This window comes from Thauera sp., from assembly GCF_047601425.1.
Classification (GTDB): Bacteria; Pseudomonadota; Gammaproteobacteria; order Burkholderiales; family Rhodocyclaceae; genus Thauera.
The window spans coordinates 645,817-671,303 of sequence record NZ_JASGJL010000002.1 but is presented as its reverse complement, the minus strand read 5'-3'; the positions used below and the strand labels follow the sequence as shown (position 1 = coordinate 671,303).

27 protein-coding genes and 1 pseudogene are annotated in these 25,487 nt (G+C 65.6%); 21 read left to right on the top strand and 7 right to left on the bottom strand.

Translation table 11 applies throughout. The annotated features are described in order from the left end of the window. The first annotated feature begins 4 nt into the window (after positions 1 to 4). Genes QM748_RS19735 through QM748_RS19715 form a run of 5 tightly spaced genes read left to right on the top strand, consistent with a single transcriptional unit; the run spans position 5 to position 4,649 of the window. Positions 5 to 394, top strand: a complete 390-nt coding sequence (locus tag QM748_RS19735) for a TIGR03757 family integrating conjugative element protein (protein WP_415248703.1) — start codon at positions 5 to 7, stop codon at positions 392 to 394. Further along, a complete protein-coding gene (locus QM748_RS19730) occupies positions 391 to 1,338 on the top strand; it encodes a TIGR03756 family integrating conjugative element protein (RefSeq protein ID WP_415248680.1) in 948 nt (315 codons plus the stop codon). The genes QM748_RS19735 and QM748_RS19730 overlap by 4 nt, the downstream gene beginning before the upstream one ends. Positions 1,339 to 1,347: 9 nt before the next feature. Beyond that, a complete protein-coding gene (locus tag QM748_RS19725) occupies positions 1,348 to 2,745 on the top strand; it encodes an integrating conjugative element protein (protein ID WP_415248679.1) in 1,398 nt (465 codons plus the stop codon). After that, a complete protein-coding gene (locus QM748_RS19720) occupies positions 2,742 to 3,113 on the top strand; it encodes a hypothetical protein (protein ID WP_033448768.1) in 372 nt (123 codons plus the stop codon). Before QM748_RS19725 ends, QM748_RS19720 begins: the two co-directional genes overlap by 4 nt. Before the next feature lie 15 nt (positions 3,114 to 3,128). After that, positions 3,129 to 4,649 carry a conjugal transfer protein TraG N-terminal domain-containing protein gene (locus tag QM748_RS19715; protein WP_415248678.1) on the top strand — a complete coding sequence of 507 codons (1,521 nt, stop codon included), beginning with the start codon at positions 3,129 to 3,131 and terminating at the stop codon, positions 4,647 to 4,649. A gap of 11 nt (positions 4,650 to 4,660) precedes the next feature. Here the strand turns inward: QM748_RS19715 and QM748_RS19710 are convergent, their stop codons facing one another. The 3 genes from QM748_RS19710 to QM748_RS19700 form a co-directional block, all read right to left on the bottom strand. Next, entirely contained in the window at positions 4,661 to 5,026 is a 366-nt protein-coding gene (locus tag QM748_RS19710) for a DUF3742 family protein (protein ID WP_415248677.1), read from the bottom strand. 84 nt (positions 5,027 to 5,110) lie between these two features. Continuing rightward, entirely contained in the window at positions 5,111 to 5,743 is a 633-nt protein-coding gene (locus tag QM748_RS19705) for an RES family NAD+ phosphorylase (RefSeq protein ID WP_415248676.1), read from the bottom strand. A 12-nt stretch (positions 5,744 to 5,755) separates the two neighbouring features. Further along, the gene (locus tag QM748_RS19700; RefSeq protein WP_415248675.1) at positions 5,756 to 6,382 is read right to left on the bottom strand and encodes an integrase; all 627 of its coding nucleotides are present in this window, start codon (positions 6,380 to 6,382) and stop codon (positions 5,756 to 5,758) included. A 311-nt stretch (positions 6,383 to 6,693) separates the two neighbouring features. Here QM748_RS19700 and mobH point away from each other — a divergent pair, with 311 nt between their 5' ends. Then, entirely contained in the window at positions 6,694 to 8,553 is a 1,860-nt protein-coding gene (mobH, locus tag QM748_RS19695) for a MobH family relaxase (protein ID WP_415248674.1), read from the top strand. Between the two features lie 9 nt (positions 8,554 to 8,562). On the opposite strand, the gene QM748_RS19690 is transcribed toward mobH, so the two are convergent. After that, positions 8,563 to 9,228 carry a TetR/AcrR family transcriptional regulator gene (locus QM748_RS19690; RefSeq protein ID WP_415248673.1) on the bottom strand — a complete coding sequence of 222 codons (666 nt, stop codon included), beginning with the start codon at positions 9,226 to 9,228 and terminating at the stop codon, positions 8,563 to 8,565. A 167-nt stretch (positions 9,229 to 9,395) separates the two neighbouring features. Here QM748_RS19690 and QM748_RS19685 point away from each other — a divergent pair, with 167 nt between their 5' ends. The 4 genes from QM748_RS19685 to QM748_RS19670 are packed head-to-tail and all read left to right on the top strand — an operon-like array spanning position 9,396 to position 12,534. After that, a complete protein-coding gene (locus tag QM748_RS19685) occupies positions 9,396 to 10,361 on the top strand; it encodes a Bug family tripartite tricarboxylate transporter substrate binding protein (RefSeq protein ID WP_415248672.1) in 966 nt (321 codons plus the stop codon). 33 nt (positions 10,362 to 10,394) lie between these two features. After that, positions 10,395 to 11,276: a 3-keto-5-aminohexanoate cleavage protein gene (locus QM748_RS19680; protein ID WP_415248671.1), complete on the top strand. Its 882-nt coding sequence runs from the start codon at positions 10,395 to 10,397 to the stop codon at positions 11,274 to 11,276. Further along, positions 11,273 to 12,124 carry a carbon-nitrogen hydrolase family protein gene (locus QM748_RS19675; RefSeq protein WP_415248670.1) on the top strand — a complete coding sequence of 284 codons (852 nt, stop codon included), beginning with the start codon at positions 11,273 to 11,275 and terminating at the stop codon, positions 12,122 to 12,124. Before QM748_RS19680 ends, QM748_RS19675 begins: the two co-directional genes overlap by 4 nt. Further along, positions 12,121 to 12,534 (top strand): cupin domain-containing protein, encoded by a 414-nt coding sequence (locus QM748_RS19670; protein ID WP_415248669.1) that lies wholly within the window; start codon positions 12,121 to 12,123, stop codon positions 12,532 to 12,534. The genes QM748_RS19675 and QM748_RS19670 overlap by 4 nt, the downstream gene beginning before the upstream one ends. A gap of 54 nt (positions 12,535 to 12,588) precedes the next feature. Here the strand turns inward: QM748_RS19670 and QM748_RS19665 are convergent, their stop codons facing one another. The 3 genes and pseudogenes from QM748_RS19665 to QM748_RS19655 all read right to left on the bottom strand — a co-directional run. Continuing rightward, on the bottom strand, positions 12,589 to 14,205 hold the full coding sequence (locus tag QM748_RS19665) for a PQQ-dependent sugar dehydrogenase (RefSeq protein WP_415248668.1): 1,617 nt from the start codon (positions 14,203 to 14,205) through the stop codon (positions 12,589 to 12,591). Between the two features lie 36 nt (positions 14,206 to 14,241). Continuing rightward, positions 14,242 to 14,748: a LysR substrate-binding domain-containing protein gene (locus QM748_RS19660; RefSeq protein ID WP_415248667.1), complete on the bottom strand. Its 507-nt coding sequence runs from the start codon at positions 14,746 to 14,748 to the stop codon at positions 14,242 to 14,244. Positions 14,749 to 15,022: 274 nt separating this feature from the next. Further along, a pseudogene (locus QM748_RS19655) lies at positions 15,023 to 15,157 on the bottom strand (LysR family transcriptional regulator); the annotation flags it as partial. 206 nt (positions 15,158 to 15,363) lie between these two features. On the opposite strand from QM748_RS19655, the gene QM748_RS19650 reads away from it, so the two are divergent. From QM748_RS19650 to QM748_RS19600, 11 genes are all read left to right on the top strand, one after another. Beyond that, positions 15,364 to 16,128, top strand: coding sequence for a glucose 1-dehydrogenase (locus QM748_RS19650; RefSeq protein WP_415248666.1), 765 nt, complete (start codon positions 15,364 to 15,366; stop codon positions 16,126 to 16,128). 35 nt (positions 16,129 to 16,163) lie between these two features. Beyond that, positions 16,164 to 17,276 carry a CocE/NonD family hydrolase gene (locus QM748_RS19645; protein WP_415248665.1) on the top strand — a complete coding sequence of 371 codons (1,113 nt, stop codon included), beginning with the start codon at positions 16,164 to 16,166 and terminating at the stop codon, positions 17,274 to 17,276. Positions 17,277 to 17,391: 115 nt separating this feature from the next. Next, positions 17,392 to 18,618, top strand: a complete 1,227-nt coding sequence (locus QM748_RS19640; RefSeq protein WP_415248664.1) for an MFS transporter — start codon at positions 17,392 to 17,394, stop codon at positions 18,616 to 18,618. A gap of 23 nt (positions 18,619 to 18,641) precedes the next feature. Beyond that, a complete protein-coding gene (locus tag QM748_RS19635) occupies positions 18,642 to 19,118 on the top strand; it encodes a cyclophilin-like fold protein (RefSeq protein WP_415248663.1) in 477 nt (158 codons plus the stop codon). Between the two features lie 25 nt (positions 19,119 to 19,143). Further along, the gene (locus tag QM748_RS19630) at positions 19,144 to 19,875 is read left to right on the top strand and encodes a RibD family protein (protein WP_415248662.1); all 732 of its coding nucleotides are present in this window, start codon (positions 19,144 to 19,146) and stop codon (positions 19,873 to 19,875) included. After that, complete coding sequence (locus QM748_RS19625) at positions 19,872 to 20,513, top strand: SDR family oxidoreductase (protein ID WP_415248661.1); 642 nt, start codon at positions 19,872 to 19,874, stop codon at positions 20,511 to 20,513. The genes QM748_RS19630 and QM748_RS19625 overlap by 4 nt, the downstream gene beginning before the upstream one ends. Positions 20,514 to 20,525: 12 nt before the next feature. After that, positions 20,526 to 21,620 carry a metallophosphoesterase gene (locus QM748_RS19620; RefSeq protein WP_415248660.1) on the top strand — a complete coding sequence of 365 codons (1,095 nt, stop codon included), beginning with the start codon at positions 20,526 to 20,528 and terminating at the stop codon, positions 21,618 to 21,620. Between the two features lie 29 nt (positions 21,621 to 21,649). Next, complete coding sequence (locus QM748_RS19615) at positions 21,650 to 22,699, top strand: NAD(P)-dependent alcohol dehydrogenase (protein WP_415248659.1); 1,050 nt, start codon at positions 21,650 to 21,652, stop codon at positions 22,697 to 22,699. Positions 22,700 to 22,713: 14 nt separating this feature from the next. Then, the gene (locus QM748_RS19610; protein ID WP_415248658.1) at positions 22,714 to 23,457 is read left to right on the top strand and encodes an SDR family oxidoreductase; all 744 of its coding nucleotides are present in this window, start codon (positions 22,714 to 22,716) and stop codon (positions 23,455 to 23,457) included. A gap of 10 nt (positions 23,458 to 23,467) precedes the next feature. After that, complete coding sequence (locus tag QM748_RS19605) at positions 23,468 to 24,493, top strand: SMP-30/gluconolactonase/LRE family protein (protein WP_415248657.1); 1,026 nt, start codon at positions 23,468 to 23,470, stop codon at positions 24,491 to 24,493. Positions 24,494 to 24,696: 203 nt separating this feature from the next. Then, complete coding sequence (locus QM748_RS19600; protein WP_415248656.1) at positions 24,697 to 25,458, top strand: SDR family NAD(P)-dependent oxidoreductase; 762 nt, start codon at positions 24,697 to 24,699, stop codon at positions 25,456 to 25,458. The last annotated feature ends 29 nt before the right edge of the window (positions 25,459 to 25,487 follow it).

The following is a 25,487-nucleotide window of genomic DNA, read 5'->3' as shown; positions in this document are numbered from 1 at the left end:
TTGGCTGACATCCGCCGGCCTTGTCGCGCTCCTTGCGACCAGCGCGCTTCACGCTGAAACCTGGGTCGTCACCGACCAGGCACATCCAGTCTCGGGCAAGGCGGATCGCCTGATCCTGCTGGATGCGCCCTCCCGCATCGAGGCCGAACTGGCATTCGACCTGCCAGCCGACCCGTCGCGCGCAGAACGCATCGCTCGGGATCGCCTGAGCCAGGGCGGTGCCGACCTCCAGCGCCGCATCGCCTCCGCATACCAAGGCGTCACCGACGCATGGAGCCTGGGCATCACCAGCCTCCCGGCCGTCGTGGTGGATCAGCGCTACGTGGTCTATGGCGAGCCGGACGTGGCTCGCGCTGTCGCGCGCATCGAGCAGCACCGGAGGACCCAGCCGTGACGCGCCCATTCGACCTGATGCGCCGCCTGCGCGCTGGCGTGGCTTCGTTGCTGCTGCTCAGCGCCACCGGCAGCTACGCCCTCAACACCGCCACCATCGTCGGCTCGGTGGCGTCGCCCGACTGCCTCGAATACCGCGTGGTCGGCATCTGCTACTGGCTCTACTGCACCTGGACGGGCTGCACGGTGCGCACGTCCACCAAGGTTCGCCACTACGTTCCCGATGCAGTCGTCTCCAGCTACAGCAACACCGGCGAGAACCCCTGGGTCGAAGTCCGAGCAATGAGCACGCCCAACCCGTCCGCCCAAGCGGGCGGCGACGGAACGACGAACGAGGATCACGAAAACAACCTCGCCAAATTCAAGAACGCGGACGTCATCGGCCACCCCGGCGCCGAGGTGTTCAATCAGTTCGTCTCGTCGTCGGGCTACTTCTGCGAGGGCGCCGGCACGGCGTTCATGCCGTACTTGCTCAGCACCCTGGACACGCTGGCCTGGCGCTACAACGTGCCCGAGATGGCCTACCCGGAAGCGCTGATTCCGGGCCGGCGCGAGGTCGGCGCCCGTACCACGATGAACCTCTGGGGCAACGTGTATCCCCGTGGCGGCTTCCTGCACCAGACCGACGACTTCAAGGCCGGCGCAGTGGTGGCCCAGCGTGCGGGCGATGTGGTCACTCGCCGGGGGCAGATCCACGTCTATCAGCCGTTGCTTGCCAACTCCCGCGACGGCTACTGGCCGGCCGGCGCGCTGATGGAGGGCGATGCCTCGACCGGCAAGTGGCAAGAACTCACGCCCGTCCTGTCGTCGTCCTGCACGGTCTTCCCGCGCAGCGGCTTCCTTACCCAGGCGCAGCAAGGCGACTACGCATGGGCGCTGTGGCGGCCGTATGCCTGCTGCGAACGCCGGGGCCAGGTGTTCCTGGGCAGCGTCGATTTCCTCTGAGGTGGTGCCATGAAGTTCCGTCCTGCATTCAATCCGTTCTCCCGCCGGGCACGCCGCACGAAGATCGTCCTGGCGCTGGCCGGCGCGCTCGCGCTGGGCAGCGGCGTGGCCTGGGGTCAACTGGGCTACCAGACCAGCGGCAGCGTCATCGGCGATGACGTCATGTACTCGATCGGCGGCGGCAACGCCGTGTCGATGGGACGTGCGGCCGGCATGCGCTCCCTCGGCGTCGGCGTGGGCTGGAACAGCAACTTGATCTGCGGTGACATGAGCATCCAGACCACCTTGAGGAATCAACTCAACGGCATCACCAACGGCTTCCAGCAAATCATGTCGTCGGTGATCCAGAGTGCCACCAGTGCGGTGGCATCGTTGCCCGCGCTGATCATCCAGCGGGCCGATCCCGGTCTGTACAACCTGCTCACCAATGGCGTGCTGCAGGCGCGACTCGATTTCGACCGCTCCAAGCTGACGTGTCGTGCCATGGCCGAGAAGATGGCCGAAACGGCGGGCGGCCAGCTCGGCTGGAGCCAGATGGCCGAAGGCCTGGCGCTGCGCGATGCCGTGTCGAGCACGGATGCGGTCTCGGCCATCGAGCAGGCCGAGACGCGACGCGGCAATGACGGCGTGCCGTGGGTCGGGGGCAGCAACGCGGGTGGCTCCGGCCAGCCCGCGATCAAGGTCGTCGGCGATGTCACCCGCGCCGGCTACAACCTGGTCAACGGCCGCGGCGTCACCGACACCTCGTCCATCGCGCCGGCCAGTTGCAGCAGCCTCTCGTGCCAGACCTGGGCCTCGCCGCAGGCCGCCGTCGAGTGGGCTACGCGCGTGCTCGGCGAGAAGGAGCAGCGCACGTGCGATGCCTGCACCAAGACCGAGACTACGCCCGGCGTCGGGCTCACGCCGCTGATCCAGGAGGAGTACGACGCGAAGCTGCAGGCGCTCCAGGACCTGGTGACCAAGGCTAAGAACACGACGCCGGAGAACCTGCGCGAAGCTGGCAGCGCGTCGCTGCCGATCACGCGCGGCGTGATCGAGGCGCTGCGCGACGAGCCTGACCAGCACCTGCTGTCGCAGCGCCTGGCGTCCGAGGTCGCGCTGGCATCCGTGCTGGAGAAGGCGCTGCTGCTGCAGCGCACGCTGCTCACGGGGAAGAAGGAGCCCAACGTCGCGGCCAACGAGCTTGCCGTGGAGGCCGTGAACCACGAGAGCGACACGCTCGACCGCGAGATTCGCAACCTCAAGACCGAACTGGAGCTGCGGCGCGAGCTGGCGAACAACTCGCCCATGGCGATCATCCAGCGCCACGGCACGCGCGCGGCCGGCTCGCGCGGCATCTACGAGGGCGATCCTGTGCCGGACCGTCTCGACCAGCTCCAGAAGGGCAATCCGGGGAGTCGGCCATGAGCCCGGCGCGCATGGCCTGGCGGCCGCTGCGCTGGTTGTTCAGCCGGCGCGCGGCGAAGACGCTGCTGTGGCTGGTGCTGATCGTTGCCGCCGCCGTGGGGGCGAACGTCGCGGGCATCTACCTGGTCGGCAGCGTTGCAGGCTGGGAACGGTGGCTGGCGGCCTCCGCAGGGTATTTCTTCATCTGGCGGCTGTGCGTGTACGCGGCAACGGCCTATGGATGGTTCTGGATGCGCCGCCGGGTGCTGGCCCGCGAAGACCAAAGCGGGACAGATGGGCAGGCGCGGCGCCGGCTGATCCGCACCGAGGTCGCCGGCGTCGTCGCCATCGTCGCGCTGGAAGCCAGCCTGTTGATGCAGGCCGCTTGAGGGGAGATCGGAGCCATGACGCTCTTCACGACCGACTATCTGGAGTACTACCTCACCCTCGTGTCCTGGATCGTCAACAACGGCATCTGGGCCGTGCTGGTGTCCAGCGGGGTGTTCGCGCTGCCTTTCGTCGCCATCGTCGTGCAGGAGTGGCTGAAGGCCCGCGCGGAAGGTGCTGACGAGGGTAACAAAGGCGTTCTGAGTGCCGCCCGTATCGAGAACCGGGTGTTCGTCGCGATCGTGGTGGTGATGTTCGCGGGCATTCCGTTCATCGACGTGGACCTCAGCACCATTCAGTACGACAGCTCGCGCTCGGCGCAGTGCCAGGTCAGCGTGCCGCAGCCCACAGAAACCGGCTGGTCGCAGTCCTTCAGCACCATCGACAACCAGTCGGCGAAGGTGCCGGTCTGGTGGGCCTTCATGCACGCGCTCTCGCGCGCCGTCACGAGCGCCTCGGTAGCGGCGATCCCGTGCGGTACGGACCTGCGGCAGATGAGGATGGAGATCGATGCGACCCGCATTGACGACCCGGTACTGGCTCAGGAGGTCGCGGACTTTTCGCGGGATTGCTATGGGCCTGCGCGGGCCAAACTGTTCATGCAGCGCCCGGATCTCGATGAGCAGCAGATGCACGACGTGACCTGGATCGGCTCGCGCTTTTTCACGGACACGGGTGGCTACTACGACAGCTATCGCTCCAGCACGGCGCGCGAGGCCTGGCCCTACGACGACACCCGCGATGCGGGCCTCGCGCAGGTTGCCAATGGCGGCGGTTACCCGACCTGCAGGGAGTGGTGGGCCGGTGGCAGCAACGGCCTGCGGGCACGGCTGCTGGGTCAGGTGGACCCGAGCCTGCTGAATCGCCTGGCGGGCTGGGCCGGGTTCCTCAGCCGGGCCGAGGTGGACGATTCGGTAATCCGCGCCATCGCGTCACCCCGACAGCAGAAACTGAACCAGGGCAGCGTCTATACGGACTACGGCGGCCAGATCGACAAGACCCTGCCGAACATCGTGACGCGCGCCACAGGCGACGTCGGGATGGCAGTAGGCGCGATTGCCGCGTTTCCTGCCATGGATGTCGTGCGCCAATCCCTGCCCATGATCCTCGCCTTACTGAAGATGGCGCTGGTCATCTGCATCCCGCTCGTGCTGGTTGTGGGCACCTATGACCTGAAGACGGTCATCACCGTCAGCGTCGTGCAATTCGCGCTGTTCTTCACGGACTTCTGGTTCCAGCTCGCACGCTGGATCGATTCAACGATCCTGGACGCGCTCTATGGGTGGGGCTTCGGCTGGAACCGGCCGCACACCAACTTCGATCCGCTGGTGGGGCTGAACAACGCCTTCGGCGACATGCTCCTGATGTTTGTCATGGGCACGATGTTCCTGGTTCTGCCGGGATTCTGGCTGGCGAGCCTTACCTGGGTTGGGATTCGGGCCGGGCACGTCATCCAAGGGCTCTCCGATGGCAGCAAGAGCGCCGGCCAAGCTGGCGGCAAGGGTGCCGGGGCGCTCACCGGAGGAAAGCTGAAATAGCGCGAGGCCGGTCAGTCGTCGGTGTACAACTCGTGCGACGTGTCGTTGTACAGGTTGGGATCGTAGCCCGGCGTCTTGCGCAGCTCGGTGAGGTCGGTGAAAGGCCACTCGTCTTCATCCGAGGTATTGGCAGCAGCAGCCCATCCCGCCGCCGCAACGCCCAGCAGCACGAGTGCGAACCAAAACGCAACGTAGAGCAGCACTCCCAGTACAGCCAGCTTGGCTACCCACACGAGCGCGGAAGCACCAGCTCGCGGCATGCCCTTGGACACAAACCAGTTCGACGCCCGCCGTTCGCCGCGCGCATAGGCACGCCATCCACGGCCAAAGGCGCGGCCGAGGCGTTCTGCGGTGCTGGTGCGGGTCGTCGTGTTCATGGTCGTCTCCTGCTGTTGAGGAATGCCTATTCCAGTTTGCTCCAATTCATTCGGTTTGAGGCTTCAATGCGCTTTCTTGCTGCTTCAGGACGCTTCGTCCTCCGGCTCCACCGGGCCGGGATCGGGTTCCACGCCGATGCGGTAGGTGGCAACGAACCGCGGCCAGTCCACATGGTCAACCAGGTCGATGTCCTCGACAACGCTGACCTTGGCTCCCGCACGCTCGAACAAGGCGATGCTCTTGGCGGGGTAGTTGTTGCGCGACGGGTAGAGCACCCCGTCAAACAGGGGCTGGCCGTCGTTTCCGCGCATCGCATGCACCTGGGCGGACACCTGCTGCGTGTGCGTGTAGTCGCGGCTGGCCAACTGCTCCAGATTCAGGCCGAAGTAGCCCGCCATGACGCCCGGCGCGGTGAGGTCGGCCAGGAGCACGTCCTCCAGCACGCCTACTGCGCGCACCATCCGGGCCTGGATTTCCTTCAGGGCAATGGAGCGCTTCGTGTCTTCAAGCCACTGGTGCTTGTGAAACACCGACTCCATCAGCGCCGTGGGCAGGTCACGTCCCAGGTAGAGCACGCCGTAGGCTCCCGCCAGGTCATCGTAGCGATTCGTGCTGCTGCGGCCATAGTACAGCGGGCTGCCCCGATAGACGACGCGGCTCACATGCTGGAGCAGTTCACCGGCATCGATCAGGAACGAAGGCAGCTCGTGGCTCATGCCGATCTCGCTTCAATGCACCTGGACGCCCAGCACGTTGAACACGGCCTCGGCCACGTCATCGATCGTGCCATGCGTCACCGCATCCACTGGCGAGCGACCGCCCAAACCTTCGAGCGGTTCAGACAGCGCGCGGTAGATCGTCCAGTGGTCGATGCCCTCGACCTCCTGGAGCACGGTTTGGGTCAACTGCTGCTTCACCGGGTCGAGCTGCCAGTCGGGCAGCTTCTGGCCGCGCGGCCCCACGTTCAGCGCCAGCAGCCGACGGGCGAGGATGTCCTTGTAGATCTGCTGGCGCGACTTGTCCGCCAGCTTGGCGAACTCGGCAGGCGGCAGGTTGTCCGGCTGGTTGAAGGCTTCCAGCAGCACGGCGCGGCCTCGCTGGACGTCGGTTTCAGCCGGTGCCCAGCGCGTGTCGGCGCGCAGCGCGGCCGCCTTGCGCTCCAAGGCCTGCGCCACCGTTTCACCTTCCAGGTTGGCGGGCAGCTTCACCGCCTCCACGCGCTCATGGATGAACGCCTGCAACTCGGCCGCGAACGCCGGGGCATCCCGGATTTCGACGGTATCCGCAAATCGGCGCACATCCTCCACCGTGACGCGCGGCAGACGATCGGCAATGAATTCGATGGCAGTGGGCATGGTCATCTCCCAGGTAGGTTTGAGACAGGATTCACTCTAGTCGCCTTTGTCGCGTTTGTCAACTTAGTCGCCTGAGTGGAAGCCTACCTGGCGTTGGCCCCGGCAGCATAGGCCGGGGCCAACGCCAGGTCGCCGTCCAATCCATTCGTGTGGGTTCCCCATTGACGCTGGAGCCGCAGCCCAGGCCCCGCTATACCGAAACGGTTAAAGGCCAAAGGGTCGAAACGGCAAGGGAATGGGGTGCAAGGGGAAAGGCCCTACCTCGAAAAGGCCAAAAGGCCTTCCGCCCGGCCCGCCATCAGGACACCGACATGCTCTCCCTGTTCCAGCGAAAACGGCCACCGGTCGCCGCCGCGCCGTCGCCACCACCCGCCACCGACCTCCCGAAAGGGTTGATGCGGCCGGGGTCAGCCGCATCGCTACTGGCCACCCCGCGCCGGCAGAAGCTGCTGGAACACATCTGGCAGCGCACGTCGCTCTCGCGCCGGCAGTTCGCCACCCTCTACCGCGCCCCGCTGGAGCGCTACGCCGAGCTGGTCCAGGCTTTCCCGGCCTCCGAAGCGCACCACCACGCATACCCCGGCGGCATGCTCGACCATGGCCTGGAAATCGTCGCCTACAGCCTGAAACTGCGGCAGTCCCATCTGCTGCCCATCGGCGCCAGCCCCGAAGACCAGGCGGCGCAGGCCGAAGCCTGGACTGCGGCCGTCGCCTATGCCGCGCTGCTGCATGACATCGGCAAGGTGGCGGTCGATCTGCACGTCGAACTGGCCGATGGCAGCACCTGGCACCCATGGCACGGCCCGCTGCGCCAACCGTACCGCTTCCGCTACCGCGACGACCGCGAGTACCGGCTCCACAGCGCCGCAACAGGCTTGCTCTACCGGCAACTGCTCGATCGCGATCTGCTGGACTGGCTCAGCGGCTATCCGTCCCTGTGGGCGCCGCTGCTCTACGTCCTGGCCGGGCAGTACGAGCACGCCGGGGTGCTGGGCGAGCTGGTCGTGCAGGCCGACCGCGCCTCCGTCGCCCAGGAGCTGGGCGGCGATCCCGCGCGCGCCATGGCCGCGCCCAAGCACTCGCTCCAACGCAAGCTGGTCAACGGGCTGCGCTACCTGCTCAAGGAAGAGTTGCGCCTGAACCAGGCGGAAGCCTCGGATGGCTGGCTCACGGATGATGCGCTGTGGCTGGTGAGCAAGACCGTCTCCGACAAACTCCGCGCGCACCTGCTGTCCCAGGGCATCGATGGCATTCCCGCGAACAACACCGCAGTCTTCAACGTGCTCCAGGACCACGGCATGTTGCAGCCGACGCCCGATGGAAAGGCGATCTGGCGCGCGACCGTGACCAGCTCCACTGGCTGGTCCCACTCGTTCACCCTGTTGCGGCTGGCGCCTGCGCTGATTTGGGAGTCTGGCGAGCGGCCGGCGCCTTTCGCCGGGACGGTGGTGATCGACACGGCCCCCTCGGACATGGAGGCCGATGCGCCGCGCCCCCTTGCCACGGCTGATGCGAAGGCGGCCTCGGCAAGCAAAGAGGCGCTGCCATGGGAAGAAGCCAGTGGCACCGCTTCGGCCCCTTCGTCCAAGCCCCAGGCCATGCCCGACGCCATGGAGGACATGCTGACGTTGGTGGGAATGGGCGATGCGCCGGCCACCCCGCTGGATGCGGAAGCCGCCTCGGGCGAGGCACCTGCCACGCGCCATGAAGTGCCCTCGCGCCCCCCGGCTGCGGCTCTGCCTTCGTCACCTATGCCTATACCTGTGTCCTCGACCGCCCAACCGTCTGGCGAGCACTTCATGGCGTGGCTGAAACAGGGCATTGCCTCGCGCCGGCTCATCATCAACGACGCAAAGGCGCTCGTGCATACCGTAAGCGATACCGCGTATCTGGTCAGCCCCGGCGTGTTCCAGCGCTATGCGCAAGAGCATCCGCAGGTAAGTGCGCTGGCCAAACAAGAAGGCCAGTCAGACTGGCAATGGGTGCAGAAGCGTTTTGAGAAGCTGGGGTTGCACAAGAAGCAGGCCAGCGGACTGAACATTTGGACCTGCGAGGTGACTGGCCCTCGTAAATCCCGTCGCCTGCATGGCTACCTGCTGGACGATGCACACCTGATTTTCTTGCAGACACCACCAAATAACCCTTACCTCAAACTGTCTCAGGAAAAATAGCCCAGGTTGCTACTTGTCCACGTCGTCCTCATCGTCCTGCCGTGGAGCCTGAAAACCCGCAACCAGGAATGCGGTCATTTGGCGAATGCAACTCTCGGGTGTAACTACGCCGCGATCGTTTGTCGAGTCACTGAAAATCATGGGCCGCCTGGTCATGCGCTGCGGCCCATTCATGGCATAGATCAGCGCGCCGACCATCATGTTGTAGCGCCAGAGCAGGTCATCCAGCGGAAGCCCTGGAAGGCACAGTTGGAGCGCAAGCACGAATCGGCTGCGCACCGGCTCGTAGTGCGCTTTCAGAAACTCCTCCTCTCCGGGCATGGAATACACGCGACCGAGGAACTGGGTCACGACCCACGATGGGTTGCCACCGGGTTGCTCATCGACCGGCGCGCTCGACGCAATGCCTCGGATCACCGGGCTGATGAAGCTCCGAATCACCCCCTCCAGCAGCCGTTCCCGCGGCCCAGCAATGGCGACATCCAGCAACCGCAACCGCTCCTCGTTGAGCGGCGTCACGCGCCGCTGGAACATTTCTTCCAGCAGCTTTTGCCTGCTCCCGAAGTGGTAGTTGACGGCTGCGACGTTGGCGCCAGCCTGCTCGCAGACAGCGCGCACGGACAGCGCCTCGACGCCACTCTCAGCACACAGGCGCTCCGCTACATCGAGGATCAACTGCCTTGTGACCTCGCTCGAACGAGCGCCACCGGGGTAGTGCCTCACCATAGAAATATTAAAACGAGTGTTTAAACGACGTTTGATTTTACGTGAAACGCCTAGTAGTCGAGGCTGATGTAGGTCAAAGACAATTCAAGCACTCGTTTTAATAAAGGAGACAACCCATGCGCCTCGCCCGTTATGCCGCCACTTTGGCAGCCTCCCTTTGCTTCGGAGGTATCGCCGTTGCCCAGGACTATCCCTCGCATCAGATCCGGTGGATCGTTCCCTATCCAGCGGGCGGTGGCGCGGACAACGTGGCGCGCGTGGTGACGCAGCGCCTGTCGCAGACGATCAATCAGCCGATCATCGTGGACAACCGTCCAGGCGGGAACACCATCATCGGCACGCAAGCGCTCCTGTCTTCTCCCAAGGACGGCTACACCGTCATGAATACCGCCGAGCAGGTGGCCGTCAATGCCTCCCTCTACCCCGACCTGAAGTACTCGGCGGAACGCGACCTGGAATTCGTCGCGCCCCTGGTTCGCACGCCGCTCGTGCTCCTGGCCAAGCCTGACTTCCCTGCCAAAGATGTTGCTGCGCTCGTGGCCTACATGAAAGAGCGCGGCGACCGCGTGACCTATGGCAGTTGGGGCCAAGGCGGCATGAACCACCTCACGATGGAGGCATTTGCCGACCGCGTGGGCGTCACGCCCATGCACGTGCCTTACCCCGGTGCAGCACCCGCCATCCAGGCGCTCCTGGGCGGCCAGATCGACCTGTACTTTTCTGACCCAGCGACGGCGTTGCCGCACATCCGCGCCGGCAAGCTGAAGCCTTTGCTGGTTTCCGCCAAGGACCGGCTCCAGACCTTGCCCAATGTGCCGACCGTGCAGGAAAGCGGCTATCCGGGCTTCGATCTGTATAGCTGGCAGGGCGTTGTGGCACCGAAGGGCATCCCGCCGCAGGCCGTGCAGGCGTTGGCAAAAGCCGTCCGCGACACCTTGAACGAGCCGGCCATCAACAAGGAGTTGCTGGAACGCGGCTTCTTGCCCGATCCGGGCACCCCCGAGCAGTTCCGCGAATCCTTTTTGCGCAGCCAGAAGGCGCTTGGCGACATCGTGCGCAAGCGAAACATACGCATCCAGTAAGCAGTTTTCTGAAATCGACAGAGAGGTTCCCCCATGAGCAAGCCCGTCATCCTCACCTGCGCCATCACCGGCGGCGACGACACCGCAGGCCGCTTTCCTGCGGTTCCCGTCACCCCTCTACAGATCGCCGATTCCGCGATCGAAGCCTGCAAGGCCGGAGCGGCAATCGCCCACATCCACGTGCGCAACCCCGATACCGGAAAGCCGTCCATCGAACTCGCGCTCTATCAGGAAGTCGTGGAGCGCATCCGGGACAGCGGCTCGCCCGTGATCGTGAATCTGACCACCGGCGCGGGCGCGCGCTTCATTCCCAGCGACGACACCGCCAACACCGTCGGCGAAGGCTCCAACCTGCGCACGCCCGCAGAACGCGCACGGCACATCGCCGCGCTGCGCCCCGAGATTTGCAGCCTGGACATGGGCAGCCTCAACTTCGGCAAGGGCGCCCTCATCAACATCCAGAAGCACATCGAGACCATCGCCGCCGTCATTCACGAGGCTGGTGTCAAGCCGGAGCTGGAGGTTTTCGATACGGGCCACATCGCGCTGGCCAAGCACATGATCGGCCAAGGCTTGATAGAGCCCAACCCGCTGTGGCAGCTCGTGATGGGCGTGCCTTGGGGCGCACCAGCCGATCCCGACATGCTGATGGCGATGCGCAATCTGCTACCGGCCGGTGCCAACTGGGCTGCGTTCGGCATCGGTCCCAAGGAGTATCCGATGCTGGCGCAGTCCGCGCTGCTCGGGGGCCACGTGCGCGTGGGCCTGGAGGACAACCTCTACATCGAGAAGGGCGTGCAGGCCACCAGCAACGCGCAACTGGTCGAGAAAGGAATCAACGTTCTCAAGACCCTGGGCTTCGAGCCGGCCACGCCGGCCCAGGCGCGCGAGATGCTGGGGTTGAAGGCGCGATGACCGAAACGCTCACCATCGCGCTCGGCCAATACGCACCAGCGCCCGACCTGGCTGCCAACCTGGCAACCATCGCCGGTCTGGCCGCGGATGCCCAGCGTGGCGGCGCGCAATGGCTCCTGCTGCCCGAGTACGCGAGCTGCTTGGATGGCCGCCGCAGCGTCATGCTGGAAGCCGCGTATCAGGCAGAACGGGTACAGCGTGAAGTGGCCCGCGTGGCCGAACAGTCCGGCTTGTGGATCTTCCTCGGCTCCCATGTGGTGTACGACGCATCAGCAAAGCAGATGGCCAACCGCTCGCTGGTGTTCGACCGTCGCGGCCAGGTACGCGCCGCTTACGACAAGCTGCACATGTTCGATGTGACGTTGGCCGATGGCACGCAGATTCAGGAATCGCGCCACTACCGGCCCGGCAATCGGGCCGTGGTGCTTGCGACGCCCTGGTGCAAGGTCGGCCTGTCGGTTTGCTACGACGTTCGCTTTCCGCACTTCTACCGCTCCCTGGCCCAGGCCGGCGCAGAGGTACTGCTGGTGCCGGCGGCATTCACCCGCCAGACCGGGCCAGGCCATTGGCGCACGCTGCTGCAGGCGCGCGCCATCGAGAACCGCGCCTTCGTGCTCGCCACGGCCGCCTGCGGCGAAAGCGGCAACGGCCGCACGAGCTACGGGCACAGCCTGGTCATCGACCCGGATGGCGTGGTGCTCGCCGAACTGGATGGCGAGCCTGGCTTGCTGATCCAGTCCATTTCGTTGGGCGATGTCGCCAAGCGCCGGCAGCAGTTGCCGAGCCTGCAGCACGACCGCCCGTTTTCCATCCAGTCGCTCAACGCGACCCAGGAGGTTGAATCATGACATCGACGACTTCGGAAGCCGCTCGCGCAACGGCGCCCACTTTGCCCCAGCATCTGCGCTCGCACTACATCAACGCGGCAGACATGCCGTGGCAGGCGACGGACTTCCCGGGCATCGAGATGAAGGTGCTCTATTCGGACCCCGCATCCGGCATGTCCACCATCATGTTCAAGATGGAGCCAGGCTCCGTGGTGCCGTTGCACGAGCACACCTCGGTCGAGCAGACCTACATGCTCGAAGGCTCGCTGGAGGATGCCGAAGGCAGTTGCGGACCCGGCAGCTTCGTGTGGCGTCCGGGCGGCAACACGCATGTGGCCCGCTCTCCCAACGGTGCAGTGTTCCTGTCGTTCTTCACCAAGCCCAATCGGTTCTTTGGTGGAGAAAAATTCTTCACCGAACCGCAAGCCTGAGAGTGGCTGCTTCCCAAGTGCTGGGGCTCCAGCATTGATGTCCTAGCCACTGCATCAGCCACTCCGAGCGGGTGGAGCGAGGCGCAACAGCTTGGCGTCAACGCCATCGGTAAGCACGTAGATCGAGCCGTCGGGGGCGACCTTGACGTCTCGCATTCGCTCGTTCAGATCCGCTAGCAGCAATTGCTGGCCCACGATTTTGCGTCCGTCCCGCAGCACGCGGCGTACCGCGCGCTCCTTGAGCGCCGGAACCAGCAGATCGCCCCGCCATTCGGGAAACAGCGGACCGTCATAGACCGCCAGGCCCGCAGGCGCAATCGAGGGCGTCCACTCCAGCTCGGCTTCCCGGTAGCCCTCCAACCGCTGAAACGGTGTCACCCGCGCAAACGGGTAATCGATGCCTGCGGTGACGATCGGCCAACCATAGTTGCCACCCGACACGATTCGGTTGACCTCGTCACCGCCCCGAGCGCCATGTTCGGTGAGCAGCAGGTCGCCCGTCGTCGGGTCAACGGCGATGCCCTGGGCGTTGCGGTGGCCGAGGCTGTAGATCTCGGGCGCGACGCCCGGCTGCTGCACAAAGGGATTGTCTGCGGGCGGACGGCCCTCGCGGTCGAGCCTGACGACCGTACCCAGGTGGTTCGCGGGATTCTGTGCCTCCTCGCGCCGCGCGCTGCCGTCGCCCAGCGAGAGCACCAGCGTGCCATCGCCGAGAAACGCGATGCGCCCGCCGTTGTTTCCCGCGCGCGGCTTGAGCGTGGAACTGAACAGCACGCGCACGTCCTCGATTCGGCTGCCCGCCAGCCGGGCGCGTACCAGGCGCGTACCGTTCGCACCGGCTTCGCCGTAGCCCATCGTCAGGTAGAGCCAGCCGTTCTGGTCGAACTGCGGGTCCAGCGCGACCTCCATCAGGCCGATGACCCCGCCTTGCTGGAAGATGGGCGGCAGCCCGTCGAGCGCGATTTCCGAGGATGAGCCATCGGCGGCGATGGCCAGCAAACGTCCGCCCATCTCGGTGACGAGCACGCGGCCGTCCGGCAGAAATGCCGCCGACCAGGGACGGTTCAGCCCCGTCGAGACAGTCTGGATCTCATAGCTCGCAGGATCGACCGCCTCGGGCTTGGTGCCAGCACCTGGCGCCATGGCGAAGAAGAGCATGGCAGGAACGGCCAAGAGCGCCAATACGGCACCCGCATGGCGCCATCGCGCAGCGCGGTTCCCGACGCCCGGTGTCAGGCGGTTCGGCGAGGTCAGGATGGCATAGAGCAGACCGCCCACAATGCCCGTCAGCGACATCAGTGCATGGCCGAGCGCTGTCCGTGTACCGGGCAAAGCGGGCATGGGAATCACCGAGCGCATCAGCCAGAACACGAACCACAGTCCGACCACGGCGGCGACTACAAAAACGAGTTTGCGCCAAGCCGGCGAAGTGAACCTCAGCACCAGGTGTCCGGCCAGCACCGCAAGCAGCAGCGCGACGATGGCGATCCCCGCCATGACCGGCCCGAACCTGGCCAGGTCCTCCAGCGTGGCCCAGGCCCGGACGGATGCAGTCACCGGCGCACCAATGCGGACGAGCTGTCCGAGATTGATCTGGGTCTGCACGATGCTGGCGACAGCGCCTGTCGCGACGGCGGCCGCAAGAAAGGCTGCAATTTTCTGAGTCTTCATACGGTTCCTTCAAATGGCGATCAGGTGCTTTGGCCGTTATTGGCGTTTCCTTGTCGGAGCATCGTGGGAGCGCAGCGCATCGACCACCAGCGAAAACGCCGGCGAGGGCTGCCGCCGGCTGGGGTAGTAGAGGTAGTAGCCCTCGAACGGTGCACACCAGTCGTCCAGCACACGAACGAGCCGTCCTTCGTCGATGTGCGGGGCAAACTCCTCTTCGGGGAGAAAGGCAATGCCCAGCCCTTCCAGCGCCGCCTGAACGATGTGCGGCGTGCTGTTGAGCGTGACCTGTCCTTCGACGCGAACATTCAATTGCCTGCCCCGGCGCGCGAACTCCCACACATACAGACCGCCATGCGTGGGAAAGCGCAGGTTGATGCAACTGTGCTGGGTCAGGTCTTCCGGCGTCTTCGGCTTCGGATGCTTGTCGAAGTAGCCCGGCGCCGCAACCGCGGCCATGCGCAGCTTGGGGCCGATCGGCACCGCGATCATGTCCTTGTCGATCGTGTCGCCCAAACGCACGCCTGCATCGAAGCGGTCCGCCACGATGTCCCTGAATCCATAGTTCGACGTCGAATTCCACCTTGACGTCGGGATACTGGTGCAGGAGCGGCGCAACCTTCGGCAGCAAGGTGGTCTTGAGCACATGGTCGCCGCAGGTGATGCGCACCGTGCCGGAGGGCTTGTCGCGCAACTCCGAGAGCACGTCCAGCTCGGCCTCGATCTCGTCGAAACGATGCCCGATGGCCTGCAACAGTCGCTCGCCCGCCGCCGTGGGCGAGACGCTGCGCGTGGTGCGGGTCAGCAGGCGGATTTCCAGCCTGGCCTCCAGGCCGCTGATGGCCTGGCTCAAGGCCGATTGCGTCACGCCCAGCAGCGCAGCCGCTCGCGTGAAGCTGCCTTCACGCGCCACGGTGACAAATGACAGGAGATCGTTGAGGTTGCGTCTGACCATGTTTTTCAGTTTCTCATGGCCTTTTGATTAGTGCAACTAATAGCCCTTTTAAGTATTCATTAGCTAGTCAAGACGCGCATCGCGCGAGAAAATTTGCCACATACCGATGGAAGGTCTGCGTTGCAGGGCACGAAAGCCACTGGCCAATGCACGGTTTGATGCGCTCTCCTTCCATGTCTTTCAATCAAGACTGCAAAGGAATTCTCATGGCTATCCAATTTGACTACACGGGCAAGGTCGCCTTCGTCACCGGCGCCGGCACGGGCATCGGCCGCGCCACGGCGCTCGCCTTCGCCAAGGCCGGCGCTGCTGTCGCGGTGGTGGGCCGCACCGACGCGAGCATCCAGGAAACCGTCAGCCTGATCGAACAGGCGGGTGGTCGCGCTGCGGCCATTCGCTGCGACGTGACCAAGGAAGCCGATATAGAAGCCGCCGTCGCCAAGGCGGTGGCCACGTTCGGCCGCCTCGATTTCGCTTTCAACAATGCGGGCGTCGAGCACGGCGTCATCCCGCTGGCCGACATCACCAGCGCCGAGTGGGAACGCCAGATCAGCACCAACCTGAGCGGCGTGTTCTTCAGCATGAAGCACCAGATCCCGCAGATGCTCAAGCAAGGCGGTGGCGCCATCGTCAACACCGGCTCCGGCGCGGCCGTGAAGGGCTTCGCCGGCCAGGCCGCCTACTGCGCCACCAAGTGGGGCCTGACCGGCATGAGCAAGGCCGCGGCGCTGGACTATGCCCCGAAGGGCATCCGGGTGAACGTCGTCTCCCCTGGCTTCATCGCCACGCCGATGATGGACCGCATCACCGGCGGCACGGAAGAAGGCCTGCAAACCGTCATTTCCAACGAGCCGGTGGGACGTCCCGGCAAGCCCGAGGAAATCGCCGCCACGGTGCTGTACCTGTGCTCCGAGGAAGCTGGCTTCACCGTGGGCGCCAACGTCGTCGTCGATGGCGGACAGACGACCTGACCCTTACCCCAATTCGAGCAGAAAGGAACTTCACCATGGAGAACAATCATGAAGCTGGCAGCACTATCGCCCGTCAAGACCATGCCGACGTGGGTCGGCGCGGCGTGCTGAAGATGACGGCCACCGGAATCGCCGCCCTGGGCGTGGGCGCACTCGCCACCGGCCCCGCCGCCGCACAGACGGGCCTGACGCTGACCGACAAGTGGGACAAGGTGTTTCCCAAGAGCGACAAGGTGGACCACAAGAAGGTCACCTTCAAGAACCGCTATGGCATCACCCTGGCCGCCGACCTGTACCAACCCAAGAACGCCAGCGGCAAGCTCGCGGCCCTCGCGGTCAGCGGCCCGTTCGGCGCCGTGAAGGAGCAATCCTCCGGCCTGTACGCGCAGACCATGGCCGAGCGCGGCTTCATCACGCTGGCCTTCGACCCCTCCTTCACCGGCGAGAGCGGTGGCGAGCCGCGCAATGTCGCCTCGCCGGACATCAGCGTCGAGGATTTCAGCGCGGCGGTGGACTGCCTGGGCCTGCTGCCCAACGTGGACCGGGAGCGCATCGGCATCATCGGCATCTGCGGCTGGGGCGGCATGGCACTGAGCGCCGCGGCCGTGGACAAGCGCATCAAGGCCGTCGTCGCCAGCACCATGTACGACATGACCCGCGTGATGTCCAAGGGCTACAACGACAGCGTGACGCTGGAGCAGCGCACGCAGATGCTGACGCAAATGAGCCAGCAGCGCTGGAAGGACGCCGAGGCCGGCAAGCCCGCCTACCAGCCGCCCTACAACGAACTGAAGGGCGGCGAGGCGCAGTTCCTGGTCGACTACCACGACTACTACCGAACGAAGCGCGGCTACCACCCACGCGCGGTCAACTCGGGCAATGCCTGGACACAGACCACGCCGCTGCCGTTCATGAACTTCCCCATCCTCACCTACATCAAGGAGATTTCGCCGCGCCCGATGCTCCTGGTCCATGGCGAGAAGGCGCACTCGCGCTACTTCAGCGAGACCGCTTACGCGGCCGCGGCAGAGCCGAAAGAGCTGATGATCATTCCGGGCGCCGTTCACACGGATTTGTACGACGGCGGCAAGGACCACGTGATCCCGTTCGACAAGCTGACGGCCTTCTTCAAGCAGCACCTGGCCTGAGCGGGCGCCACTTGATGGCCTGAACCACTTCAGCGCCGTGTCCTGGCCGCACCCGTCCAGCCGGATGGTGCGGCCCTTTTTTTGAGCCTGCGGGCAGAGAAGAACAACACATTCCATGATCGATCCTGCAACCGATGCCCCGAAGGGCAACGCCACAGCCTCTCAGGAGGCTGCAACACAACCCGCCTACTGGAGCGGCGTGTTCGCCATGTCGCTGTGCGTCTTCGCACTCGTCGCTTCCGAGTTCATGCCTGTCAGTCTGCTGACGCCGATTGCCGGCGACCTTCGGATCACCGAAGGCATGGCCGGCCAGGGCATCGCGATCTCCGGCGCATTCGCGGTGCTGACCAGCCTGTCGATCTCGGCGCTGGCCGGCACCATGGACCGCAAGAAGCTGCTGCTGGTGCTGACCGTGCTGATGGGCGTCTCCGGCGCCATCGTGGCGCTGGCGCACAACTACGTCACCTACATGGTCGGCCGTGCCCTCATCGGCGTCGTGATCGGCGGCTTCTGGTCCATGTCGGCGGCCATGGCGATGCGGCTGGTGCCCTCCAGCCAGGTCCCCAAGGCCCTGGCCATCTTCAATGGCGGCAACGCCCTGGCGACCGTGATTGCAGCGCCCCTGGGGGCCTGGCTGGGTTCCGTCATCGGCTGGCGCGGCGCCTTCTTCGCCCTGGTGCCCGTGGCGCTGATCACCTTCGCCTGGCAGTGGATCGCCTTGCCCGCCATGAAGACGCAGGCGCGCGCCCCAGGCTCGGGCAACGTCTTCAAGGTGCTCAAGAGCCGCACGGTGGCCTACGGCATGGCGGCCTGCGGGGCCTTCTTCATGGGCCAGTTCGCGCTGTTCACCTATCTGCGCCCCTTCCTCGAAACGGTGACGCACGTCAGCGTGTCCACGCTGTCGCTGGTACTGCTGGTGATCGGTGTCGCTGGCTTCATCGGCACGGTGGTCATCGGTTCGATCCTCAAGCGAGGCCTGTACGGGCCGCTCATCGTCATCCCGACCCTCATGGCGGTGATCGCCGTGGCCTTGATCCCGGTCGGCGCCTGGCTGCTTCCCGTGGCCGTGCTGCTGGGCCTGTGGGGTCTGATGGCCACGGCCACCCCCGTGGGCTGGTGGAGCTGGATCGCGCAGGCGATGCCGCATGACGCCGAGGCTGGCGGCGGCCTGATGGTGGCCGTCATCCAGTTCGCCATCGCCCTGGGCTCGACCGTGGGTGGCCTGTTGTTCGATGCCAGCGGCTACCAGAGCACCTTCATCGCAAGCGCCATCGTGCTGCTGATCGGCGCCTTCCTGAGTTTCAAGACTTCACGCGCGCAGGCACGGCAACCTGCCGCCTGACCGCACGCCACAAGGAGAACGCCATGTACCGCCTGGGCCTGTCGCTGTCGCTTCTCGTCCTGTGCGGCGCTGCCGCCGCACAGCCTTCCATCCCTGCGTCGCCTGCGGGCGCCGCGCCGCAAGCCGCCAAGGCTTCGCAAAGACCGGAGGAATCCCGCATGTGGATGACCGTCGGCGAACGCCGCTTCGCCATCACCCTGGCGGATACCGAAGCCGCCCGTGCCTTCGCGGCCATGTTGCCGCTGACGCTGGACATGGAGGAACTCAACGGCAACGAGAAGAAGAAGGAACTGCCCAGCGCGCTGCCGACGAATTCGAGCCGGCCCGGCACCATCCGCAATGGCGATCTCCTGCTGTGGGGTTCGCGCACCGTGGTCGTCTTCTATCAGACCTTCGACTCCCCGTACTCCTACACCCGTCTGGGCCGTCTGGACGACCCCACCGGACTGGCCCAGGTGCTCGGCCGCGGCGACGTGCGGGTGGTGTTTTCCAAGAACTAGCTTCCGACGCGGAATAGGAATTCGCATGCAAAAGCCTTACGTCATCATCCACACGCTGACCTCGCTGGATGGACGCATCCACAGCATCGAGCTGCCGCAGTTTGATTCGGCAGCGCTCCTGTACGAGCAACTGGCCCTGCACACCGACCAGCAGGTGTTCAACATCCAAGGCTACCTGAACGGGCGCGTCACCACCGACGACAACAACACCTTCTATCGCAAGCCCGACGTGAACGAGTCGGCCGATCCGGTTCCCGAGGGCGATTTCGTCGCCGACGCCCACGCGCCGATGTACTACGTCTCGATCGATCCGACCGGGCGGCTGGGCTGGCAGGAGAACTTCGTCGACTACGGCACCCGCCGGGCGCACGTGGTCTCGGTGCTGACCGAGCGCGCCAGCAACGCCTACAAGGACCTGCTGCGGCGCCTGAACATTTCCTACGTCATCGCCGGCCAGGACCGCCTGGACAACGCCTTGGTGCTGCACAAGCTGGCGACGCTGTTCGGCATGCAGCGCGTGATGATCGGTGGCGGCGGCGTTCTGAACTGGTCGTACCTGCAGGACGACTTGGTGGACGAACTGAGCCTGCTGATCGCGCCGGTGACCGATGCCTCGCCCGACGCGCCGGGTCTGTTCACGGCGAAGGAACCGTACACCCAGGTTCAGCCGCGTTCGTTCTCGCTGATCGAGGCCAAACCCATGAACGACAGCACCGTGTGGCTTCGCTACAAGGTCAACAAGGAGCAATCCGCATGAAGAACGTCATCCTGCTGGGGGCCAACGGCCATACCTCCCAGGAAATCATTCCCCGCCTGCTGGAACAGGACGATGTGAGGCTGACCCTCTTCCTGCGCCGCGCCCAGCGCTTGCAACACCCCAGGAGCGACCGCGTGCAGGTGGTCGAAGGCGATGCCCGCAAACCGGACGATCTGAGAGCGGCCCTGCGCGGTCAGGACATCGTGATCAGCACGATGGGCGGCATGGACCTGGGCGACAAGATGGAAACCGTGGTCCAGGTGATGGAGGAACTCGGCGTGCCCCGCCTCATCGCCATCAGTGCGGGCGGCATCTACGACGAGCTGCCCGAGCCGTTCAACGCGTGGGACAAGGGCATGACCGGGTACACCCGGCCGACCAACCTGAAGACCGCCGAGGTGATCGAACGGTCCTCCCTGAAGTACACGGTCCTGCGCCCGGTCTGGCTGACCGACAAGTCCGTCGAGGAGTTCGAGCTGACGCGCAAGGGCGAGACCTTCAAGGGCACGGAAACGTCGCGGGCGAGCATCGGGCGCTTCGTGGCGATCGTGGTGGCCGATCCCGACCTGTACGTCAACGAGAACCTCGGCATCAGCCAGCCCTACACCGACGGGGACCGGCCGGCCGCCTACCGCTGAAGGGACACCGCCATGACCCTCACCATCGTGGCCTGGGTGCTGATGGCCTTTGCCGTCTGGTACGTGCCGTTTCGGCTGAAGCGCCTGCTGGGCCTGACGCGGGCATGGCCACTGGCCCTGTTGTCCGCGGCCGTGCTGGGCGGCTACATGCTGATCCTCTACCAGGGCATCTACACCGGGGACAACGCCGCGGTGGCCGTGATCTACAACGTGCTGGGCTTGCTGTTCGTCTTCTTCATCTACCTGTTCTTCCTGATGGTGCTGACGCAGCCGCTGGCGCTGCTGGGCCAGCGCGTTGCCAAGCGCTGGGTGGGCCTCGGGGCGGTGGCGGCCGCGGCGTTGTTCGTGGTGTTCGGCTTCATCAACGCCCAGTCGTTCGACGTCACCCAGCACGAGATCGCGGTGAAGAACCTGAAGCAGCCCGTCAGGATCGTCCACGTCCCGGACATCCACCTGGGCACCCAGCGCGGCGCGGACTACCTGGGCAAGGTGCTGGCGGTGATCGAAGACCAGAAGCCGGACTTCGTGCTCTACAACGGCGATCTGGTCGACAGCGACATCGCCCTGAAGCCCGAGCTGTTCGCGCTCTTCAAGTCCGTAAAGGCCGACCAGTACTTCACCACGGGCAACCATGAGTTCTACATGGACACCGACAGGGCCTTGCGGCTTATTGAGGGCGCCGGCATCCGCATCCTGCGCAGCGAACGGGTGAACACGCACGGCATCCAGCTCATCGGCATGGAGTACATGAACGCCGACCGGGAAACCTGGGACGCCCACGTCGTGAACACGCTGACGCTGCAGGAGGAACTGCCTCGCATCGCCAGGGACAGCAGCAAGCCTTCGGTGCTGGTCCATCACAGCCCGGTGGGCATGCGCTACGCGGCGGACGGCAACATCGACCTCATGCTCGCCGGCCACACCCACGCCGGGCAGTTCTTCCCCGGGACCTTCCTCGTGAAGTACCGCTTTCCCATGCACAGCGGGCGCCATCAGATCGACGGGCTCACGCTGCTGGTGTCGCAGGGCGCCGGCACCTTCGGGCCGTGGATGCGCCTGGGCTCGCGCAACGAGGTCCAGGTCGTCAACCTGGTTCCCGCCGCCTGACGGGCCAACCCATTTCAAAGGACCAACACATGAACACCAAAGCCTACGGCGCCTACGCAAGCGATCTTCCCCTCGAATCCATCGACATCACCCGCCGTGCGCCCGGCGAGCACGACGTGCAGATCGACATCGCCTACTGCGGTGTCTGCCACTCCGACATCCACCAGGTGCGCGCCGAATGGGCGGGCACGCTCTATCCGTGCGTGCCGGGCCACGAGATCGTGGGCCGCGTCTCGGCCGTCGGCGCCCACGTCTCGGGCGTGAAGGTGGGCGATCTGGTCGGTGTCGGCTGCATCGTCGATAGCTGCAAGCACTGCGAGGACTGCAACGACGGGCTGGAGAACTACTGCGACGACATGGTGGGCACCTACAACTTCCCCACGCCGGACGCGCCCGGCTACACGCTGGGCGGCTACTCGCAGCAGATCGTGGTCCACGAGCGCTACGTGCTGCACATCCGTCATCCCGAGGAGCAACTGGCCGCCGTCGCGCCGCTGCTGTGCGCGGGCATCACCACCTACTCGCCGCTGCGCCATTGGAAGGTCGGGCCGGGCCAGAAGGTCGGTGTGGTCGGCATCGGTGGCCTGGGCCACATGGGCATCAAGCTCGCGCACGCCATGGGCGCGCACGTGGTGGCCTTCACCACCTCTGAATCCAAGCGCGAGGCCGCCAAGGCCCTGGGCGCCGACGAGGTGGTGGTCTCGCGCAACCCCGGCGAGATGGCCGCACACGTCAAGAGCCTCGACTTCATCCTGAACACCGTGGCCGCGCCGCACGATCTGGACGCCTTCCTGTCCCTGCTCAAGCGCGACGGCACGATGACGCTGGTGGGCGCCCCAGCCTCGCCGCATCCGGCCACGCAGCCGCACAACCTCGTGGGCAAGCGCCGCAGCCTGGCCGGCTCCATGATCGGCGGCATCCCCGAGACGCAGGAGATGCTGGACTTCTGCGCCGAGCACAACATCGTCGCGGACATCGAGCTGATCCGCGCCGAGGACATCAACGGTGCTTACGAGCGCATGCTCAAGGGCGATGTGAAGTACCGCTTCGTGATCGACAACGCATCGCTCGCGGCCTGAAACGGGAGACCCTCATGATCAAGGACAAAGTCGTCATCATCACCGGCGCGTCGTCGGGCATCGGCGAGGCCACGGCCAAGCTGCTCGCTAGCAGAGGCGCCAAGGTCGTGCTCGGCGCGCGGCGGGCGGACAAGCTCAAGCTGATCGCCGATGACATCCGGCAACACGGCGGCCAGGCCGCCTACCAGGAGCTGGACGTCACCAAGCAGGAAGACAACGACCGCATCGTCAAGCTGGCCCAGGACAAGTTCGGCCGCGTGGATGTCATCTTCCTGAACGCCGGGCTGATGCCCAACTCGCCGCTGTCGGCGCTCAAGACCGACGACTGGCACCAGATGGTCGATGTCAACGTCAAGGGCGTGCTCAACGGCGTCGCCGCCGTGCTGCCGGCCTTCCTGGCGCAGAAGTCCGGCCACGTCATCGCGACGTCCTCGGTGGCCGGTCTGAAGGCCTATCCGGGCGGCGCCGTCTATGGCGGCACCAAGTGGTTCGTGCGCGACTTCATGGAAGTGCTGCGCATGGAATCGGCCATGGAAGGCACCCACATCCGCACCGCGACGATCTACCCGGCCGCCATCAACACCGAGCTGCTGACCACCATCAGCGACAAGGCCTCGCGCGAGCAGATGCAGGGCACCTACGACAAGTACGGCATTTCCCCGGACCGCATTGCCAGCGTCGTCGCCTTCGCCATCGACCAGCCCGAGGACACGACGATCAACGAGTTCACGGTCGGCCCGGCCAACCAGCCCTGGTGAGCACATGGCGATGATCCGAACATTCCTCGCTGCATGCCTGATCGCCGGCATCGGCTTCACGTCGGCCGTATCCGCCCAACCGGCTGCTGCCGCAGGACTGGCCTACGACGCGCAGACGCGCAGCGTGGTGCCGATCCCGCCATCCGAGAGCGCGCTGCAATCCACGGTGGCCGAGCCATGGTTCAAGGTCTCCAAGGGCGAGATGATCCTCGAAGGCGCGATCTTCGACCGCAGCGGCAACCTGCTGTTCTGCGACGTGAGCGGCCACCGCGTGCTGCGCCTGACGCCGGACAGGCACCTGTCCACTGTCGTCACGCTGGATGCGCTGGCGCCGGGCGGCCTGGCCCTGCACAGGGACGGCCGCCTGTTCATTGCCGCACTGGACATCCCGAACAGCCGCGGCGGGATCTACGCCGTGAACCTGGACGGCTCCGGCCTGCAGGCCATCATCCCGCCCATGGCCGGCTACATGCCCAACGATCTGGTGTTCGACGCCGCGGGCGGCTTCTACTTCACCGACTTCAAGGGCACGGCCACCGAGCCGACGGGCGGCGTGTACTACGACACCCCGGACTTCTCGACGATCAAGCCGGTGCTGCCCCACCTGGCGATGGCCAACGGCGTCGCGCTCAGCCCGGATGGCAAGTCGCTGTGGGCCACGGAGTTCGGCCGCAACCTGCTGCACCGCATCCAACTGGCCGATGCGACCACCATCGCGCCCATCGGCTCGGCCATCGCCTACCGCTTCGTCGGCCCGGCGCCGGACTCGATGCGGGTGGACGCCGATGGCAACGTGTACGTGGCGCTCTACGGGCAGGGCCGGATGATGGCGTTCAACCGCAACGGCCTGCCGATCGGCCAGGTGCTGCTGCCCGGGCGCGACAGCGGCCACAATCTGGCCTCGACGAGCATGGCGATCGACCCGGACCGCAACGACCTCTATGCCGTCTCCAACGATGGCGATGGCGGAGAAGGCGCGACGGTGTTCCACGCCAAGGTGTTCAGCAGGGGGCTACCGCCCGTGCGATCCCAATGAATCCCCAATGAGTCGCTGCCACAGCAGCACACCGCTTCAGGCCGCGCGCGGCCTGGCGGCCTGACCGGAGAACATGCCCCATGGACCGTCGAGCATTCCTCGTCACCGGCGCCGAGCTGGGATCAACCTTGATCGCGGGAGCGCTCCTGCCCGCCGCGACCGTCCTGGCACAACCCCTCTCGAACTCCCGAAAGGATGCCCTCATGCCCACTGCACCCCGTGGCGCGGGCCGCAAGGCCCGCATCTTCATCACCGGCTCCTCCGACGGATTGGGCCATGCCGCGGCCAAGACGCTGCTGTCGCAGGGCCATGAAGTCGTCGTGCATGTCCGCTCCCAGGCGCGCATGTCCGCCGTGAAGGAACTGGTGGACCAGGGCGCGACCGCCACCATCGGCGACCTGTCGGACCTGGCACAAGTGCGCGACCTCGCGCGCCAAGTTAACGAGATCGGGCGGATGGATGCCGTCATCCACAACGCGGGGGTGATCTCCGGCGCACCGCTGCTGGTGGTCAACGTCGTGGCTCCGTATCTGCTCACCGCGCTGATCCAGCGTCCGCAGCGCCTGATCTACCTGAGCAGCAGCATGCACAAGGGAGGACGGGCCAGCCTGTCGGGCATGGACTGGACTGGCCGCACGTCCACCGGCACCTACTCGGACAGCAAGCTGTTTGTCACCACGCTGGCGGCCGCCGCCGCGCGGCTGTGGCCCGAGGTGTACAGCAACGCCGTCGATCCGGGCTGGGTACCGACCAGGATGGGTGGCCCGAGCGCCCCCGACGACCTGCGGCTGGGCCACCTGACACAGGAGTGGCTGGCCACCAGTGATGACCCCGAGGCATTGACCAGCGGCGGCTATTGGCACCACCAGCAGCGCCAAGGGCCGCATCCCGCCGTCAGCGACACCCGGTTCCAGGATCTGCTGCTGGCCGAACTTGCGCGCGCCACCGGCACGAAGCTGGGCTGACGCCGGCGCCATCCGATCACTTCGACCAT